The 14,581-nt window shown below is 61.0% G+C and carries 13 protein-coding genes; 11 read left to right on the top strand and 2 right to left on the bottom strand.

Annotated features, from left to right (window positions below; all coding sequences use genetic code 11):
* Positions 1-202 precede the first annotated feature (202 nt).
* The 10 genes from C444_RS17735 (at position 203) to C444_RS17780 (ending at position 11,087) form a co-directional block, all read left to right on the top strand.
* Entirely contained in the window at positions 203-1,900 is a 1,698-nt protein-coding gene (locus C444_RS17735; protein ID WP_049909597.1) for an ABC transporter substrate-binding protein, read from the top strand.
* Complete coding sequence (locus C444_RS17740; RefSeq protein WP_004594429.1) at positions 1,900-2,928, top strand: ABC transporter permease; 1,029 nt, start codon at positions 1,900-1,902, stop codon at positions 2,926-2,928. Before C444_RS17735 ends, C444_RS17740 begins: the two co-directional genes overlap by 1 nt.
* Positions 2,925-3,836 (top strand): ABC transporter permease, encoded by a 912-nt coding sequence (locus C444_RS17745; protein WP_004594430.1) that lies wholly within the window; start codon positions 2,925-2,927, stop codon positions 3,834-3,836. Before C444_RS17740 ends, C444_RS17745 begins: the two co-directional genes overlap by 4 nt.
* Positions 3,833-4,933 carry an ABC transporter ATP-binding protein gene (locus C444_RS17750; protein ID WP_004594431.1) on the top strand — a complete coding sequence of 367 codons (1,101 nt, stop codon included), beginning with the start codon at positions 3,833-3,835 and terminating at the stop codon, positions 4,931-4,933. Before C444_RS17745 ends, C444_RS17750 begins: the two co-directional genes overlap by 4 nt.
* A complete protein-coding gene (locus C444_RS17755) occupies positions 4,930-5,961 on the top strand; it encodes an ABC transporter ATP-binding protein (protein ID WP_004594432.1) in 1,032 nt (343 codons plus the stop codon). The genes C444_RS17750 and C444_RS17755 overlap by 4 nt, the downstream gene beginning before the upstream one ends.
* A complete protein-coding gene (locus C444_RS17760; RefSeq protein WP_004594433.1) occupies positions 5,951-7,360 on the top strand; it encodes a dihydroorotase in 1,410 nt (469 codons plus the stop codon). Before C444_RS17755 ends, C444_RS17760 begins: the two co-directional genes overlap by 11 nt.
* Entirely contained in the window at positions 7,360-8,649 is a 1,290-nt protein-coding gene (locus tag C444_RS17765; RefSeq protein ID WP_004594434.1) for a Zn-dependent hydrolase, read from the top strand. The genes C444_RS17760 and C444_RS17765 overlap by 1 nt, the downstream gene beginning before the upstream one ends.
* Entirely contained in the window at positions 8,646-9,056 is a 411-nt protein-coding gene (locus C444_RS17770) for a DUF3830 family protein (protein WP_004594435.1), read from the top strand. The genes C444_RS17765 and C444_RS17770 overlap by 4 nt, the downstream gene beginning before the upstream one ends.
* A gap of 574 nt (positions 9,057-9,630) precedes the next feature.
* Complete coding sequence (locus C444_RS17775; protein ID WP_004594436.1) at positions 9,631-10,629, top strand: zinc-binding dehydrogenase; 999 nt, start codon at positions 9,631-9,633, stop codon at positions 10,627-10,629.
* 122 nt (positions 10,630-10,751) lie between these two features.
* The gene (locus tag C444_RS17780) at positions 10,752-11,087 is read left to right on the top strand and encodes a hypothetical protein (RefSeq protein ID WP_004594437.1); all 336 of its coding nucleotides are present in this window, start codon (positions 10,752-10,754) and stop codon (positions 11,085-11,087) included.
* 236 nt (positions 11,088-11,323) lie between these two features.
* Here C444_RS17780 and C444_RS17785 read toward each other — a convergent pair whose 3' ends face one another.
* Entirely contained in the window at positions 11,324-12,208 is an 885-nt protein-coding gene (locus tag C444_RS17785; protein WP_004594439.1) for a hypothetical protein, read from the bottom strand.
* 144 nt (positions 12,209-12,352) lie between these two features.
* Here C444_RS17785 and C444_RS17790 point away from each other — a divergent pair, with 144 nt between their 5' ends.
* Positions 12,353-13,108, top strand: a complete 756-nt coding sequence (locus C444_RS17790; protein WP_239641332.1) for a hypothetical protein — start codon at positions 12,353-12,355, stop codon at positions 13,106-13,108.
* Positions 13,109-13,276: 168 nt separating this feature from the next.
* On the opposite strand, the gene C444_RS17795 is transcribed toward C444_RS17790, so the two are convergent.
* The gene (locus C444_RS17795; protein ID WP_004594441.1) at positions 13,277-14,308 is read right to left on the bottom strand and encodes a tyrosine-type recombinase/integrase; all 1,032 of its coding nucleotides are present in this window, start codon (positions 14,306-14,308) and stop codon (positions 13,277-13,279) included.
* Positions 14,309-14,581: the final 273 nt, after the last annotated feature.

Below are 14,581 nucleotides of genomic sequence, written 5' to 3' on the forward strand. Positions count from 1 at the left end.
CCAGGTATTTAAGGTCTACAGACTGTAATTAAGGTCTACACGGACCTATATCGCCTTGGTGCGATAATGACGTATGTAGGGAAAAGCTTTTCAACAGATGGCGAATCTACTCTATCGACGCGAAAATGAGAGTAAACGCCCAGAAGAACGAGCTACTACTGTACAGTGTCGAATGCCGTATCCGGTCTCAGGGAGCGGACGAATGACTGACGGCGAGAGTGAGCCTGTTCGTGGGAGAGTAACCGCGTCCAAGTTCACCTCGGCGGGGTCGCGCCGGCAGTTCCTCGCCGCGCTCGGGTCGGCTGGTGCCGCCGGGCTGGCCGGCTGTTCGGGCGGGTCCGGATCGGGATCGGGTGCTACGTCGACCGGAGAAAGCGGGTCACAGACGGACAGCGCTGGCGGCGCGACGCTCACGGCGAACATCTCGCAACGGCTCGGGACGATAGACCCCGCGAAGGGGACCGACTACGTGCAGGCGATGGCGCTCGTGAACCTCTACGACCCGCTCGTATTCCCCGACAGCGATGGGGAGATTCAGCCCCATCTCGCGTCGGACTGGTCGGTGTCGGCGGACAGCAAGACGTACACCTTCACCCTACGTGACGACGTGACCTTCCACAGCGGAAACACTCTGACCGCCGAGGACGTGAAGTTCACGACCGAGCGGTTCCTCGACCTCAACCAGGGGTACGCGTCGCTGCTGAGCGGTGTCCTCGACAAAGAGAACATCGTGGTAGAGGACGAGCAGACGGTCTCGTTCGAGCTCAACCGGTCGTACGCGCCGTTTCTCCCCATCATGGTTCTCGTGTTCGTCGTGGACAGAGAAACCATCATGGAGAACCTCGAAGACGGGGACTACGGCGAGCGTGGCGACTACGGGCAGGCGTACATCAACAACAACGACGCCGGGTCCGGTGCGTACCAGCTGGCTGATTTCTCCCGAGGCAACTCGATAACGTTCGCGAAGTACGACGACTACTTCAAGGAGTTTCCTAACGGCGCGTTCGACACCGTCGAGGTCCGCATAATCACTGAGAACTCGACCGTACAGACGCTGATGAAAAACGGGGAACTGGACATGACCGGGCAGTACCAGAACTCCCAGACCTACAGTGCCATCGACGAGATGGAGAACGCGCGGGTCGAGAAGATACCGACCTTCGGGCTGCTGTACAACAAAATAAACACCCAGAAGGCACCGACCGACGACCCTGCGGTTCGTGAGGCGATGGCCTGGGGCTTCGACTACGAACAGGTCGTCAACGAAATCCGCCCGGACATGAAGAAGGCGCAGGGGCCGCTCCCGCCGACGTGGGGAGCGCACAACAGCGACGTGACCCAACCGTCGTACGACCCCGAGCGAGCACGACAGATCCTCGCCGACGCTGGCTACTCTGAGGGGGAACTCACGATCACGAACACGTTCACCTCCTCGTACTCCTTCCAGGAGCGCATCGGGCTGCTGTTCAAGGACAACATGGCGGACATCGGAATCAACGTCGAGTTGAATCCCCAGACCTGGGGGACCATCACGGAGATGGCGACCACAGTAGAGGACACGCCACATACGAGCCAGGTGTTCTACGTCCCGACCTATCCGTCACCGGACTCGATGTTCTACAACCAGTTCCACTCCGAGGCGGCGAACACCTGGATGAGCATGGAACACCTCGACAACGCAGAGGTGGACAGCCTCATCGACGAGGCGCGACAGACCCCCGACCGACAGGCCCGCGTCGAGTTGTACAATCAACTGCAGAGCACGCTCGCGGACCTGCACTGTGACATGCACCTGTATCACACGGTGAAGACAATCGGCTTCCAGAACGACGTCGAGGGGCTCACGCTCCGGCCGGCACAGGGCTTCGAGTACACGTTCCGTGACATGCACCGAGTGTAATGGCGCGCATTGGACAACTACTGCGTCGGCTCTCGGGGATGGCCGTCAGCCTGCTGGGGCTGTCGGTCCTCATCTTCGTCATCTCGCGGGTACTGCCGGGGAACCCGGCCCGGATGGCGCTCGGAGCGATGGCCAGTGAGGAGCAGGTGGCGGAGCTCGCCGCAGAGATGGGACTCAACCAGCCGCTCCCGGTCCAGTACATCGAGTACATGCGCCGGCTCTTCGTCGGCGACCTGGGACAGAGCCTCCAGACCAAAAACGCCGTCGCGTACGACCTGGTGACGAAGTTCCCCGCGACGCTTGAACTCATCACACTCGCGTTCACGTTCATGGTTGTGTTCGGGATCCCACTGGGCATCGTCGCCGCGAAACACCACGGTGGGGTACTCGACAACGTGACCCGGTTCTTCGCCTTCTCGACAGTGAGCGTCCCGAGCTTCTTCGTCGGCATCGTCTTCCAACTCGTGTTCGGCTACTTCCTCAACTGGTTCCCTATTACGGGGCGGCTCTCCTCGGCGTACAGCGGCGAGGTAGTCCGAACGACAGGGTTCATGCTCGTCGACACGCTCCTGTCGGGGTCGCCTGCGGCACACGTCGACGCGTGGATGCACATCCTGTTGCCGGCGCTCGCCCTGTCGTTCAGCGGGATGGGACAGGTCATCCGTATCACCCGTTCGAGCATGATAGACATCGAGGGCCAGGACTACATCGAGGCGATGCGCGGCTACGGCCTGCCGACGTGGCTGGTCACCGACAAGTACACGCTGAAGAACGCGTTCGTTCCGACGCTGACCATCCTCGGCCTCCAGTACGCGTGGCTTCTCAGCGGTGCGTTCATTATCGAAATCGTCTACTCCTGGCCTGGCCTCGCCAAGTATGGCGTCCAGTCCGTCCTGACCTCGGACGTAAACGCCGTTGTCGGCGTCACGATGCTTGTCGGCGTCGTGTTCGTGGTGGTGAACTTCGTTGTCGATCTGCTGACGAGCGTCATCGACCCGCGTATCGGCCTGGCAGGTGACAGCGCATGAGCATCGAGACCCTCTCGTTCGATACGTCCAGACTCGACGGTATCGTCTCGCCGGCGCGCCGCGAGCTGTGGTACCGCTCGTATCGCCGGTTCGCGAACCAACCGATGAGCGTCGTCGGCCTCGTGATAGTGGTTGCCATCGCGCTCGCGGCCGTGTTCGCGCCCTACATCGCCCCGTACCCGGAGCAAGTGGGGTCGTTCACGGACTTCGCAAATGCCTATCAGCCGCCGTCCCTCACCCATCCCTTCGGGACCGACAGCGCGGGGCGGGACATCCTCACCCGCGTCATGTTCGGCTACCGCATCGCGCTACTGCTGGTCGCCGTGGTGCTCGGACTCGGCGTCCCAGTCGGCGTCATGCTGGGGCTGGTCGCCGGCTACGCCGGCGGCTGGGTCGACACTATCATCATGCGTGTTACGGACACGTTCCTCGCGCTCCCGCCGCTCGTACTGGCGCTCGCCATCGCGTCGGCCTTCGAACCGACCCTCGAAATCGCGATGTTCGCCATCGCCTCGCTCTGGTGGACGTGGTACGCACGGCTGGCCCGCGGCCTAGCCGCGAGTCTCTCGGACGAGGAGTACGTACAGGCCGCGGAGCTTGCGGGTGCGAGTACGACGCACGTCCTCTTCCGGGAGCTACTACCGAACTGTCTCTCGCCGCTGTTGGTCAAAGCGACGCTCGACGCCGGCATCGTGGTCCTGACGGGCGCGTCGCTGTCGTTCATCGGTCTCGGCGTCCAGCCCCCCAGACCGGGGCTCGGGACGATGGTCGCAAACGGCACCGAGTATCTGCCCGCCGAGTGGTGGATAAGCATCTTCCCGGGGCTCGCTATCTTCGTTCTCGTGATGGGGTTCAACATGCTCGGGGACGGCCTGCGCGACCTCTTCGACGTGGAGGTAGAGCAATGAGCGACGATGCGCCCCTGCTCTCAGTCCGGGACCTCTCGGTCGGGTTCGAGGGCTTCGATGGGTACGCCGCCGTCGTCGACGGCGTCGACCTGACGGTCGACCACGGCGAGGTCGTCACCATCGCCGGCGAGACCGGCTGTGGCAAATCCGTGACGACCAAGGCCATCACCGGCCTCCTCGACGAGCCCCCGGCACACGTCTCCGGGAACGTCGAGTTCGACGGCCAGGACCTGCGTTCCCTCCCGGAGGATGAGCGCCGGGCACTAAATGGGGACCGCATCAGCGTGATATTCCAGAACCCACTGTCTAGCCTGAACCCCGTGTTCACTATCGGGGAGCAACTCACCGACACAGCACAGCTCGGTGGGCATGGCGACACTGGCATCGTCGGGTACCTCCGGCGGCGCTTCTCGTCGACGGACCGGTCGGCCGCCCGCGAGCGGGTGCTGGAACTCCTTGAAGAGGTCCGGATGCCCGACCCGGAGTCGGTGATGGACAGCTACCCGTCCGAACTCTCCGGCGGGATGCGACAGCGGGCGATAATCGCGCAGGCGCTTCTCAACGAGCCGGACCTGCTCATCGCCGACGAGCCGGGGTCCGCGCTGGACGTGACCGTCCACGACGAGATCCTCTCGCTGCTCGAAGACCTCATCGCCGAGCGGGACATGAGCATCCTGATGATTACGCACAACCTCGGGGTCGCTCGACAGCTGAGCGACCGCGTCTACATCATGTACGGCGGCCGCATCGCCGAGACCGCGCCGACGGCGGAGATATTCGACTCGCCACGTCACCCGTACACGCAGGGGCTGATAGCGTCTATTCCCCGCCTGTCCGGCGACTCGATGGCCGGCGGCATCGGCGGGTCGGTGCCGGAGTACACGGACCCGCCGCTGGGGTGTCGGTTCCACCCCCGCTGTCCGTACGCCGACGAGAGCTGTCGGTCCAGCGAACCCCCGGCGGTCTCGTTCGGCGACGGAGCCAGGACCACCTGCGTCCGTCACGCGGACGAGGACGCAGGTCCGGTACCGACGCTCGAAGAGACGAAACGGCGGCTCTCAGAGCCGGAGCGGACGCCAGCGGAGGGGCGGCGATGAGCGGCCCCGTTCTCGAAGTCCAGGACCTGAAAAAGCACTTCCCGGCCGAGGGGCTGTTCTCGCCCGAGCCGCCAGCGAAGGCGGTCGACGGTGTCTCCTTCACCATCGACGAGGGGGAGACGCTCGCACTCATCGGGGAGTCCGGAAGCGGGAAGTCGACGGTCGCAAAGACCATCATCGACATCCACGAGACGACCTCGGGGCTCATCCGGTTCAACGGCCAGGACATCACCAACCCGATTCGGAAGCAACTGGCCGAGATGCGCTCGGAAATACAGCTGGTCTTCCAGGACCCGACGTCCTGTCTGAACCCGCGCCGGACCATCCGGAAATCGCTCCTGGTCCCGCTGAAAGCAACCGGAGTTCCGCGCTCGGAGCGCGAGGACCGGGTCAGACAAATGCTGGAGCGGGTCGGTCTCAATGACGAGTACCTGTACAAGTACCCCCACGAACTGAGCGGCGGCCAGAAACAGCGCGTCAACATCGCCCGGGCACTGGCTGTCGAACCGTCCCTGCTGTTGCTCGATGAACCGACCAGCGCGCTCGACGTGAGCGTGCAGGCCAAGATCATCTCGTTGCTGGAGGACATCCAGGCGGAGTTCGACCTCACGTACCTCTTTATAACGCACGACCTCTCGCTCGTGCGGAACTTCGCCGACGAGACGGCCGTCATGTACCTCGGAGAGATACAGGAGCAGGGGCCGACCGACCGGCTCTTCGAGAACCCACGGCACCCGTACACGCGGTCGCTCCTGTCGTCTATCCCCGTCACGTCCCAGCAGGAGGAACGGCTCAAACCGGACAGCGAGTCCCTGGACGGCGAAGTTCCGGGTGCGCGTGACCTGCCGTCGGGGTGTCGGCTCCACCCGCGCTGTCCACACGCGACCGAAGACTGTGCTATGAGACATCCAGAACAGTACGACGTAGACGACCGAGACGTGCGGTGTATCGCATACGAAGACGGTGCGGACGGGTTCGACCGACTCCGTGATCAGGCTCCCGTCGGGGGTGGGTCCGATGGCAGTTGACCTCCGCGTCGTCGGTGGGACGCTCGCCACGGCCCAGGGGACCCTCGATGCGGGGTTCGCCATCGAGGACGGAACCATCGTCGCCGTCGGTGATGAGCGCCACTTGCCCGACGCGGACCACACGCTGGACGTGGCGGGGAAGATGGTTCTGCCGGGCGTCGTCGATCCGCACGTCCACATAAACGGCTTCAACTCAATCGACACCTACGAGACCGGGACGGCGGCGGCGGCCCGCGGTGGCGTCACCACCGTCATCAACTTCGCCTGGCAGACGTGGACCGGCGAGCGCGAGCGCGATGCGACCGGCTCGGTGTGGGCCGAGAATGGGTCGCTCCTAGACGCTATCGACCGCCAGCGCGAGAGCGCGGACTCGGCGTACGTCGACTACGGCCTGCACGCGACGGTGACCGCCGAAGACCACTCTGTCTTCGACGAGTTCGAGGCGGTGGTGGAGGCGGGCGTCCCGTCGTTCAAGTTCTTCACCGTCTACGACGTGGGTGTCTCGAACGGGTTCCTCCGGCTCGCCTTCGAGCGCCTCGCGGACCTCGACGCGGTCGCGGTCCTGCATACGGAAGACGAGTCAGTGTGTCAGGCGCTGACCGAACAGCGCCGTCGCGCCGGCCGCGGCCACCCGACGGACTACCCCGGTGCACGCCCCGACTACGCGGAGGCGATGGCGCTGTCCGACGCCGTGTCGCTGGCGACCGAGACCGACTGCAAGTACTACGGCATCCACACCACCTCGCGGGCCGCCGTAGAGGAGCTCGCGGCGGCACGCGAGGACGGGACCCGTGTTCGGGGCGAAACGTGCCCGCACTTCACGACGCTCACAGCGGACGCGTACGAGAAGCAGGGGACGCTCGCGCTCCAGTCGCCCCCGCTCCGGGCTGAAGACGACGTCGACGCGATGTTCGAATCGCTTCGGAGCGGCACGCTCGACGTCGTATCGACGGATCACGTCGCGTCGACGCGAGCGGAGAAAGCCGTCGAGAACTGGTGGGACTGTCCGTTTGGCGTCAACAGCCTCCAGACCGCGCTCCCGGTGTTTCACGAGGAGGCGGTCAACCGGCGTGGACTCCCCTACTCGTTCCTCGTCCGGGTCCTCTCCAGAAACCCTGCCGAGACGTTCGGGCTCCCACAGAAGGGGCGGCTCGCCGTGGGGGCCGATGCCGACTTCGTCGTGTTCGATCCGACGGAGACCTACGAGATCTCGGCGGCGGACAACGCTTCTATCGCGGATTACTCGATATACGAGGGCCGAGAAGTGACCGGGAAAGTCCTCGAAACCTACCTCCGTGGGCACCCCATCGCCGACGAGACTGGTGTCGTCGGGGACCCGCGCGGGGAGTTCCGCGCCCGCGACGTGCCGACGTGGGACCCGCAGGGAGGGATGACGTAGTGGACACACAGATCGATATCGACGCCGCGTCGCTCCGGGCAGACGTCGAGCGGACCGGTGAGTTCGGCAGCGTCGACGCCGACACCGGGGTCGGCCGGACCGCGCTTCCGGCGGACGACGCGAACGTACGGGCGAGGGAGTACCTCGTCGACCGGATGAAAGCGGTCGGGCTTGACGTCCGAATCGATGCCGTCGGCAACATAGCCGGCCGGTGGACACCGTCGACGTGTGACCCGGACGCCCCACCAGTCGCGGCGGGGAGCCACCTCGACTCGGTCCCGCAAGGCGGCATCTTCGACGGGGTTCTGGGTGTCTATGCCGCCCTCGAAGCGGTCCGAGCCATTCGGGACAGCGGCGTCGTCGTCAACCGACCGCTAGAGGTCGTTTCGTTTACCGGCGAGGAGGGGACCCGGTTCGCCGACGGCGTCCTCGGCTCCTCGGTCGCCGCCGGAGAGCTATCTGTCGAGGATGCCCTGGCGCTCTCTGATGGCCGCGTCTCGCTCCGCACGGCGCTGGAAGAGGCCGGCTTCCGTGGGACCGGCCGCCTCGACGCGAGCGAGTGGCACGCTTGGGTCGAACTCCACATCGAACAGGGGGGGCACCTCGAAACGGCGGGCGTCCCCCTCGGCGTCGTGACCGACATCACCGGCACGACGCGGGGCCACGTCAGTATCGACGGGCGTGCCGACCACTCCGGGACGACGGCGATGGACGCGCGTCGGGACGCACTGGTCGCGGCGAGCGAACTCGTTCTCGACGTGGAGGCGACGGCGAGCGAGATTGCCACCACGGGGACGGGGACAGCGGTCGGTACGGTCGGCCGCCTCATCCCAACGCCGAACGCAGTCAACGTCGTTCCGGGGAGCGTGTCGATGCGTCTCGACCTCCGGTCGGTCGAGCAACTGGAGATCGACCGCCAGGCCCGGGCCGTCAAGGACTCACTCGACAGTCTGGAACGTCAACACGGCGTCGAAACGTCACTCGATATCCCGTACGAAATCCCGCCGACGCGGCTTTCCGAGCGCGTCCGGGACACAGTGGAGACAGCGGCCTCCCGGCGCGGTGTCGAGACGCTGACGCTCCACTCTGGCGCGGGGCACGATACGATGCAGGTCGCCAACGTGACCGACGCGGCGTTGCTCTTCGTTCCGTCCACAGGCGGGCATTCACACTCACCTAAAGAGTGGGCCGACTGGTCAGACTGCGCCGTGGCGACACAAGTCCTCGCAGAGAGCCTTGCACTGCTTGCATCGAACACCGAACACAACCAACACCGCACCTACGAATGATAGAGATTCAGACCGACGAGACGAGGTTTACAGCGGAGCTACACGAACAGCAAGCCCCCGAAACCGTCGCGGCGCTCAGGGAGATGTTGCCGCTACGCTCGGAGCTAATGCACGTCCGCTGGAGCGGTATCGCGACGTGGATAAACATCGACGAGGTTGACCTCCCGGACCTCCCCCGGGAGAACCACACGACGTACCCATCGCGTGGCGACCTGTTACTCTACCCGGGGTTTCGAAACGACGCGGAGATACTGCTTCCCTGCGGGCCGACGTGTTTCAAGAGTCAGGCCGGCGAACTCGCGGGGAACCACGTTGCGACAGTCGACGCGAGCGCCGAGGCACTCAGAGAGCTAGAACGGACGACCCTCCGTGACGGCATTCAAGAGGTCGTCATCAGGGAGGTGTAGCAGTGACCGGCATCGCGGTCCGTCAGCGCACCGACTGTCGCCCGGAGCAGGCCTGACAGAGCTTTCCGGCAGGCTCCGGGAACAACGGGAGTGCCAGGTGGTGTTACGATGTCGATTTAGCCATTTCGTAGTGATTTTTCACTCCCAAATAGATTACTATGCGATATATGATCATAAATTTCTGTTTCGTTCGTATATTTGTCTATTCTGTTTATAGGAGAGGGGTTTTAATAACATATACGGCATATTGGGCGAATCATAATCCCACAGGTACGTTACTGACGATGGGTCCGAACAGTCGTTGAAAAGTGGCGCCGGCGGCGACAGTTCCATTCGGCGTTCGCAACTAGCAGGATCCCAATAAATAGTAGTTTATAATATTGTAAATTGGGTAGTGTTTAGTTAGCAGGACTGTGGTGAATCGCCAGATATAGCTTGATTTCACGGATTCAGAGATCTCTTGATGTTGTGAACCACACATCAAGGCAAGCTCACGAAATTCACCGTAGACTGAGAGGGTTCGCTCGATCCGACGACCGACGACTATTCCCCTCCAGCGGCCCGCCGTTACGACATGGCCACCGAGATGACCGCGTTCGTGATCGAATCGTACGGCGACCCCGACGTCTTCGAACGAACGACCCGCGAGGTCCCCGAGCCGGCTGCTGACGAACTCCGGGTTGACGTCGCCGCCTCCAGCCTCAATCCCGTCGACTACAAGATCCGTCAGGGCGAGATCCCCGACTTCACGCCCGAGTTTCCCGCGACCCTCCACTGCGACGTCTCCGGCATCGTCGACGCCGTTGGTGAGGATGTCGAACAGTTCGAGCCGGGCGACGAGGTGTACGGGATGCCCGGCGGTGCGGGGCGGCAGGGCGCGCTTGCCGACTACGTCGTCGGGCACGCCGGCACGTTCGCTCGCGCGCCGGAGTCGATCCCGCTTGAGGACGCCGCATCGCTCCCAGTCGTCGCACTCACCGCGTGGGAACTGCTCACCGACAAAGCGACGGTCGGCATCGACGATGACCTGCTCGTCTACGGTGCCAGCGGCGGCGTCGGCCACATCGGCGTCCAGCTCGGCAGATGGTTCGGCGCGGACGTGACGGCGACAGGCTCGACCGAGGAGAAGCGCGACTTCGCCGAGAAACTCGGCGCGGACCACACCGTCGACTACACGGCGACCGACGTTGAGGCGTACGTCGAAGAGTACGCCGACGGCGACGGCTTCGACGTGGTGTTCGACCCGGTCGGCGACGACCACCTTCAGACGGCGTTCGAGGCGGTCCGACCGTTCGGCGCCGTCGTCACGACGGAGTCGAGTTCGACCCAGGACATCTCGGCGCTGCACGCCAACTCGCTCGAACTCGGCGTTGTGCTCGTCATTCTGCCGGTGCTGCTCGGCGATCGACAGGCGCGCATCGGTGAGGAACTCGCCGACATCGCGTCGCTCGTCGACGACGGCGTCGTCGTGCCCCACGTCGACGAGCGGTTCGCCTTCGAAGACGTCGCGGACGCACACCGACTCGGCGAAGCGGGCGACTTCCGCGGGAAGATCCTGCTCGTCAACGAATAAGCGTCGTCGGTATGTTCCGGTGTATCGATCTCGCAGTAACTGATTTTGTCAGTATGGGTGAAGCACGTCTCATTCAGCACAGGCAGTATATTTTACGTCGGCATTGTTCGATTAGCCGACTAATGACCGATTGGGAACGTGTGAGACAAGAACTCAAAGAGGCAGGATATTCTGGATTCGAGTTCGATAGTGGCGAGACGGCCGTGCCGGGATTGTCCGGTGAGTGGGTATTCAGTAATATCCCACGCGAGGGAGGATTGAAACACGAGAACCAACCACTTTGGATACGGATTCTCGACGCGCTACCGGGGAGTGATACTGTGGAAGCTGACCCGGAAAATGCCCCGGAAAGCATACGCAACATCGCCACTGAACACGGGTTGGAAGTCGTGATATTCAGCGTCTCTGCTGATGAGGCCCGTATCGCGCTTTGTGACCCCTCAAAACATGATTTATAACGGCGTGTTCGCACTCTTCCTCGACCGGCTGTTTCTGAGATATTATGTCTGAAGAAGAGGATTTCAACGGAGACAGCGGAGCAACAAATATCAGCACTAGATTTATACCGTTTCACGCTATTCTTTTTATTATGAGTCTTGAAGAGACAGTTGACTACCTCGCTGAAGAACTTGACCTTAAGCGGAGTGAACACGTCCGTGAGGTCGGCCAGTCGGTCGCCGAGCTTCGCGATTGATCAGAACATTTCTCTGAAGTCTCGTTCGACGAGTCCGTCCTCCAGATACGTGATGAACTCTTGTTTCGTTGATCCTTGACGATCGAGCAGATCATCCCGTTCTGCACGTTGGAGGACTGCCTGAGCGAAGTCCGTACAGTGGATCTCGTGCTGCCCAGCGTACTCTGAGAGGGCTTCTCGCCAGTGCATATCCAGCTTGGATTCGGACAATCGAATTTGGATCCCGTCTTTCCGCTCGACGAGGTCGCCGTCCAACTCTTTGAGATGCTTGAAACGGAGGTTGTTCCGACGAACAGTAATGAGCCGCTTGGTATTGACGATGTAGGGATCGACCCACTCTCGCCAGGTATCGTCGTCGACGTGTGTTCGTGGCATCTCAAAACCCGGTTCTACACTCTCAATACAGAATTGTAGCATCGCGATACCAGTTCGATGATTCGCATTCGGGAGGGAGTGACGGAGAATCAAATTCGACATCACTTTCCCAGCAACGTTCGGAAGTGGTGCTTCCCAGGATACGTGATCGAGTGCCTGCTGGATCTTTTGCGGTTCGAACTCTTTGTAGAGCCGGAACTCATCCTCATCTCGAACATCAACAGCGGCTTCGGGCAGCTCGATTAATCGGAATGCGACAACTTGCCCAGCACGAGGGAGGTCACGAATCCGACCACTCAACCATTCCTGACCGAAGTCAATGTCTTGGGCTGATCCGATCTCTGCACCGCCTTCATGGAGCACATAGACGTGTTTCAAGGGGTACTGGATGTGCTTCGCCGACTCGTTGGATTGGTCTTGCTGAGATCGGATCTCTGCTAAGGATGCAGCGCTATATTTAAGTGAGAAATTCTCGGCCTGTGGGTGGTGATAGAAGACGAGCCGAGCCATCTCAATATGTATTCGTGGGAAGTAGGTGAAGCAGTCCCGCTTTTTATTGACTTGGCCTGTTGAACTCCTCAGTCAGTGATACGTGTTGACCCGGTTGCGGTCAGTACAGACAAAGTACTTATCAATTAATGATAACGCTTAGTCGTGAATTCCGATATCGCGGCTACGATCTACGTCGTGATGGGCTTGCTCATCATTGGAATTTCTGTGGCGACGCTTTCACCGGTGAGCGAACAGACGATGGTTTCTGAAATCATCAGTGAAGGAGATCCACCGCCTGGTGCGACAGTAATGGACTATTCAGAGCTTCCTCAGCCTGCTCAGTTAGCTGTAGACGAAGTGATTCAACAAGGGGGTACGACTCTTTCGACCTACGATGACTACAAAGCTGTCGAGACGCTTCGAGGAGATCGATATATTCGAAAAGACGACAGCGTGTTCTATATCAGAACAACGTCTGCCGACGGCAGCGGAGGGCTTTTCGAGGGTCTTGCCCGAGATTCCTTATTGGCCATCGGAGGAATACTGATAGGGACTGGAATCTTTAGACGGGATCAGAGAGGCAATTTCCTCACGCTGATTGCATTTCCGGCTGGAGCAATTGCCACGCTCTTGAGTGTAAACGCTCTTGAAGCCCCAACTCTGTCGGTCATCAGCTGGCCTGGAACGATCTCATGTGGTCTCGCGGCTGGAGTTCCAGTTCTAACAGGGATGGCACTTCAACAGCGAGACTACTACATCGGTGTAGTAGCGTTGGCTACCTTTCTCCTCTCTGTGGCAGTACTTTTCTCAGGAAACGCACTTTCGGCGCTTTACCTCATAGCGCCACTAATTATGCCTGGGCTGCCCGGGGTTGGATTTGGCTGGTGGGTCGGAAAACAGAGAGCTGAGAGGTCATAAATTCAAAGTCTTAAACACATTTTCTAAATCACACCAACATCTGTCGTGGCCCGGGTCTAAACTGACTGAACGGGTCGTTCAATTCGCACACCTACTGAGCAGACGGTTCCTCTCAGGAGTCATGAAATAAACTACCTTTTGAACTGGTGTATACCAGCATAGTCCGCGTCAGTTAGTCTCCTCGCCGGAGATGATATCGTTCGCCTCGTCACGGGTGCGTTTTGCAGCCTCCTGAGCGTAGCCTTCGTGGGTCGTCTCGATGGACTTGTGACGCAGCACGTCCTGTGCCAGCTGTGGACTCTCGCGATAGATTTCCCGACCAAGTCCGCGCCGAGCACCGTGTGGTTTTAGCGGTTCCTCGAACTCGTAGTCGGCCCACTCACAGAGGTCAGCCAGAATGTTCCGAGCAGACTGTGTTGTGATCGACGGCGTCGGGTCCATTGGTTTCGCCGCGTTGTCGAGTCTGGGGAACACAGCTTCGTCTTCACCGGGATCGCGGAGTCGCTTCCAGCGCCGGAGAGGATGGATAGCGTCATCGAGGATCGGCGCAGACTCTCGGGTTCGATTCTTACCGAACACCTGCATGGTGCCAGCCTCTAAGTTGACGTGGCGCCACCGCAGTCCATTCCGTTCCTCATCATCAGAAACAGCAACCAGTTCCGCGCTGCGGGCTCCAGAGTACGCGAGTAGGAAGACGAGTGCCTGATCGCGATAGGCCGCCGTGCGGTCAAGGTCGCCGCTTTCGCCGGCTTCATCGACACGGGCGGTCGCAGTGGCACAGATGGCTTCGCGGTCGCGTATCGTCCAGTACTGCTGGTCAGTTTCGGTCTCGTCGGTCGGGAGTGGCCCCTCAGCGTGGTTGGTCTTGGCTGGGTTCGTCGGTATCAGGCCCTCGTAGACAGCCCAAGTGAGAAATGAGCGGACGTACGCGAAGTACCGCCGTGCTGTCTCCGGCGAGATATTGTCCCGGTCGTCCGCTCGGGCTAGCTCACGAGCGTATTGTCGGCAGAGATCGTCGTCGATGTCCTCTGGGCTGGCGATACCATGCTGGTCTCGACTCCATGCCGCGAACTTCCGCAGCACGCTCGCGACGTTTGTTCGGTAGCGCCCGGAGTCGATATCGACCAGCCGTTTCTCGATTGCTGCTTCGAGGGCGTCGCCCCCGGGAGTAGCGTCGTACTCAGGCGGAAGCCGATCCATGCTTCCTGTACAGCGGCGGTCCGGGTAAAACTGGTGGTGCTTACTGCGGTAATACAAATCTAAACCCAAAACCAGAATTTCGGTATTTCAGCACACTCTATGTTGCTTAGAATAGATATACTGATATTGATAAAGTATATATTGCTATATCGAATTTTCGTGTCTGGAAGTTCACGTTTTCGGGATCTCGATTTCTACCAACCACTAGCTTGGTGATACTTTGATTGGACAGCAGTACCGTGAGACGAGACAGCTATGAATTCGATAAGAATC

The organism is Haloarcula japonica DSM 6131 (assembly GCF_000336635.1).
Lineage (GTDB): Archaea > Halobacteriota > Halobacteria > Halobacteriales > Haloarculaceae > Haloarcula > Haloarcula japonica.

What these genes read in the sequence shown, in the direction of transcription:
- C444_RS17770 (WP_004594435.1), top strand. Translation starts at nt 8,646, where the DNA reads ATGATAGAGATTCAGACCGACGAGACGAGGTTTACAGCGGAGCTACAC.
- C444_RS17755 (WP_004594432.1), top strand. Translation starts at nt 4,930, where the DNA reads ATGAGCGGCCCCGTTCTCGAAGTCCAGGACCTGAAAAAGCACTTCCCG.
- C444_RS17740 (WP_004594429.1), top strand. Translation starts at nt 1,900, where the DNA reads ATGGCGCGCATTGGACAACTACTGCGTCGGCTCTCGGGGATGGCCGTC.
- C444_RS17760 (WP_004594433.1), top strand. Translation starts at nt 5,951, where the DNA reads ATGGCAGTTGACCTCCGCGTCGTCGGTGGGACGCTCGCCACGGCCCAG.
- C444_RS17795 (WP_004594441.1), bottom strand. Translation starts at nt 14,308, where the DNA reads ATGGATCGGCTTCCGCCTGAGTACGACGCTACTCCCGGGGGCGACGCC.
- C444_RS17750 (WP_004594431.1), top strand. Translation starts at nt 3,833, where the DNA reads ATGAGCGACGATGCGCCCCTGCTCTCAGTCCGGGACCTCTCGGTCGGG.
- C444_RS17780 (WP_004594437.1), top strand. Translation starts at nt 10,752, where the DNA reads ATGACCGATTGGGAACGTGTGAGACAAGAACTCAAAGAGGCAGGATAT.
- C444_RS17785 (WP_004594439.1), bottom strand. Translation starts at nt 12,208, where the DNA reads ATGGCTCGGCTCGTCTTCTATCACCACCCACAGGCCGAGAATTTCTCA.
- C444_RS17775 (WP_004594436.1), top strand. Translation starts at nt 9,631, where the DNA reads ATGGCCACCGAGATGACCGCGTTCGTGATCGAATCGTACGGCGACCCC.
- C444_RS17745 (WP_004594430.1), top strand. Translation starts at nt 2,925, where the DNA reads ATGAGCATCGAGACCCTCTCGTTCGATACGTCCAGACTCGACGGTATC.
- C444_RS17735 (WP_049909597.1), top strand. Translation starts at nt 203, where the DNA reads ATGACTGACGGCGAGAGTGAGCCTGTTCGTGGGAGAGTAACCGCGTCC.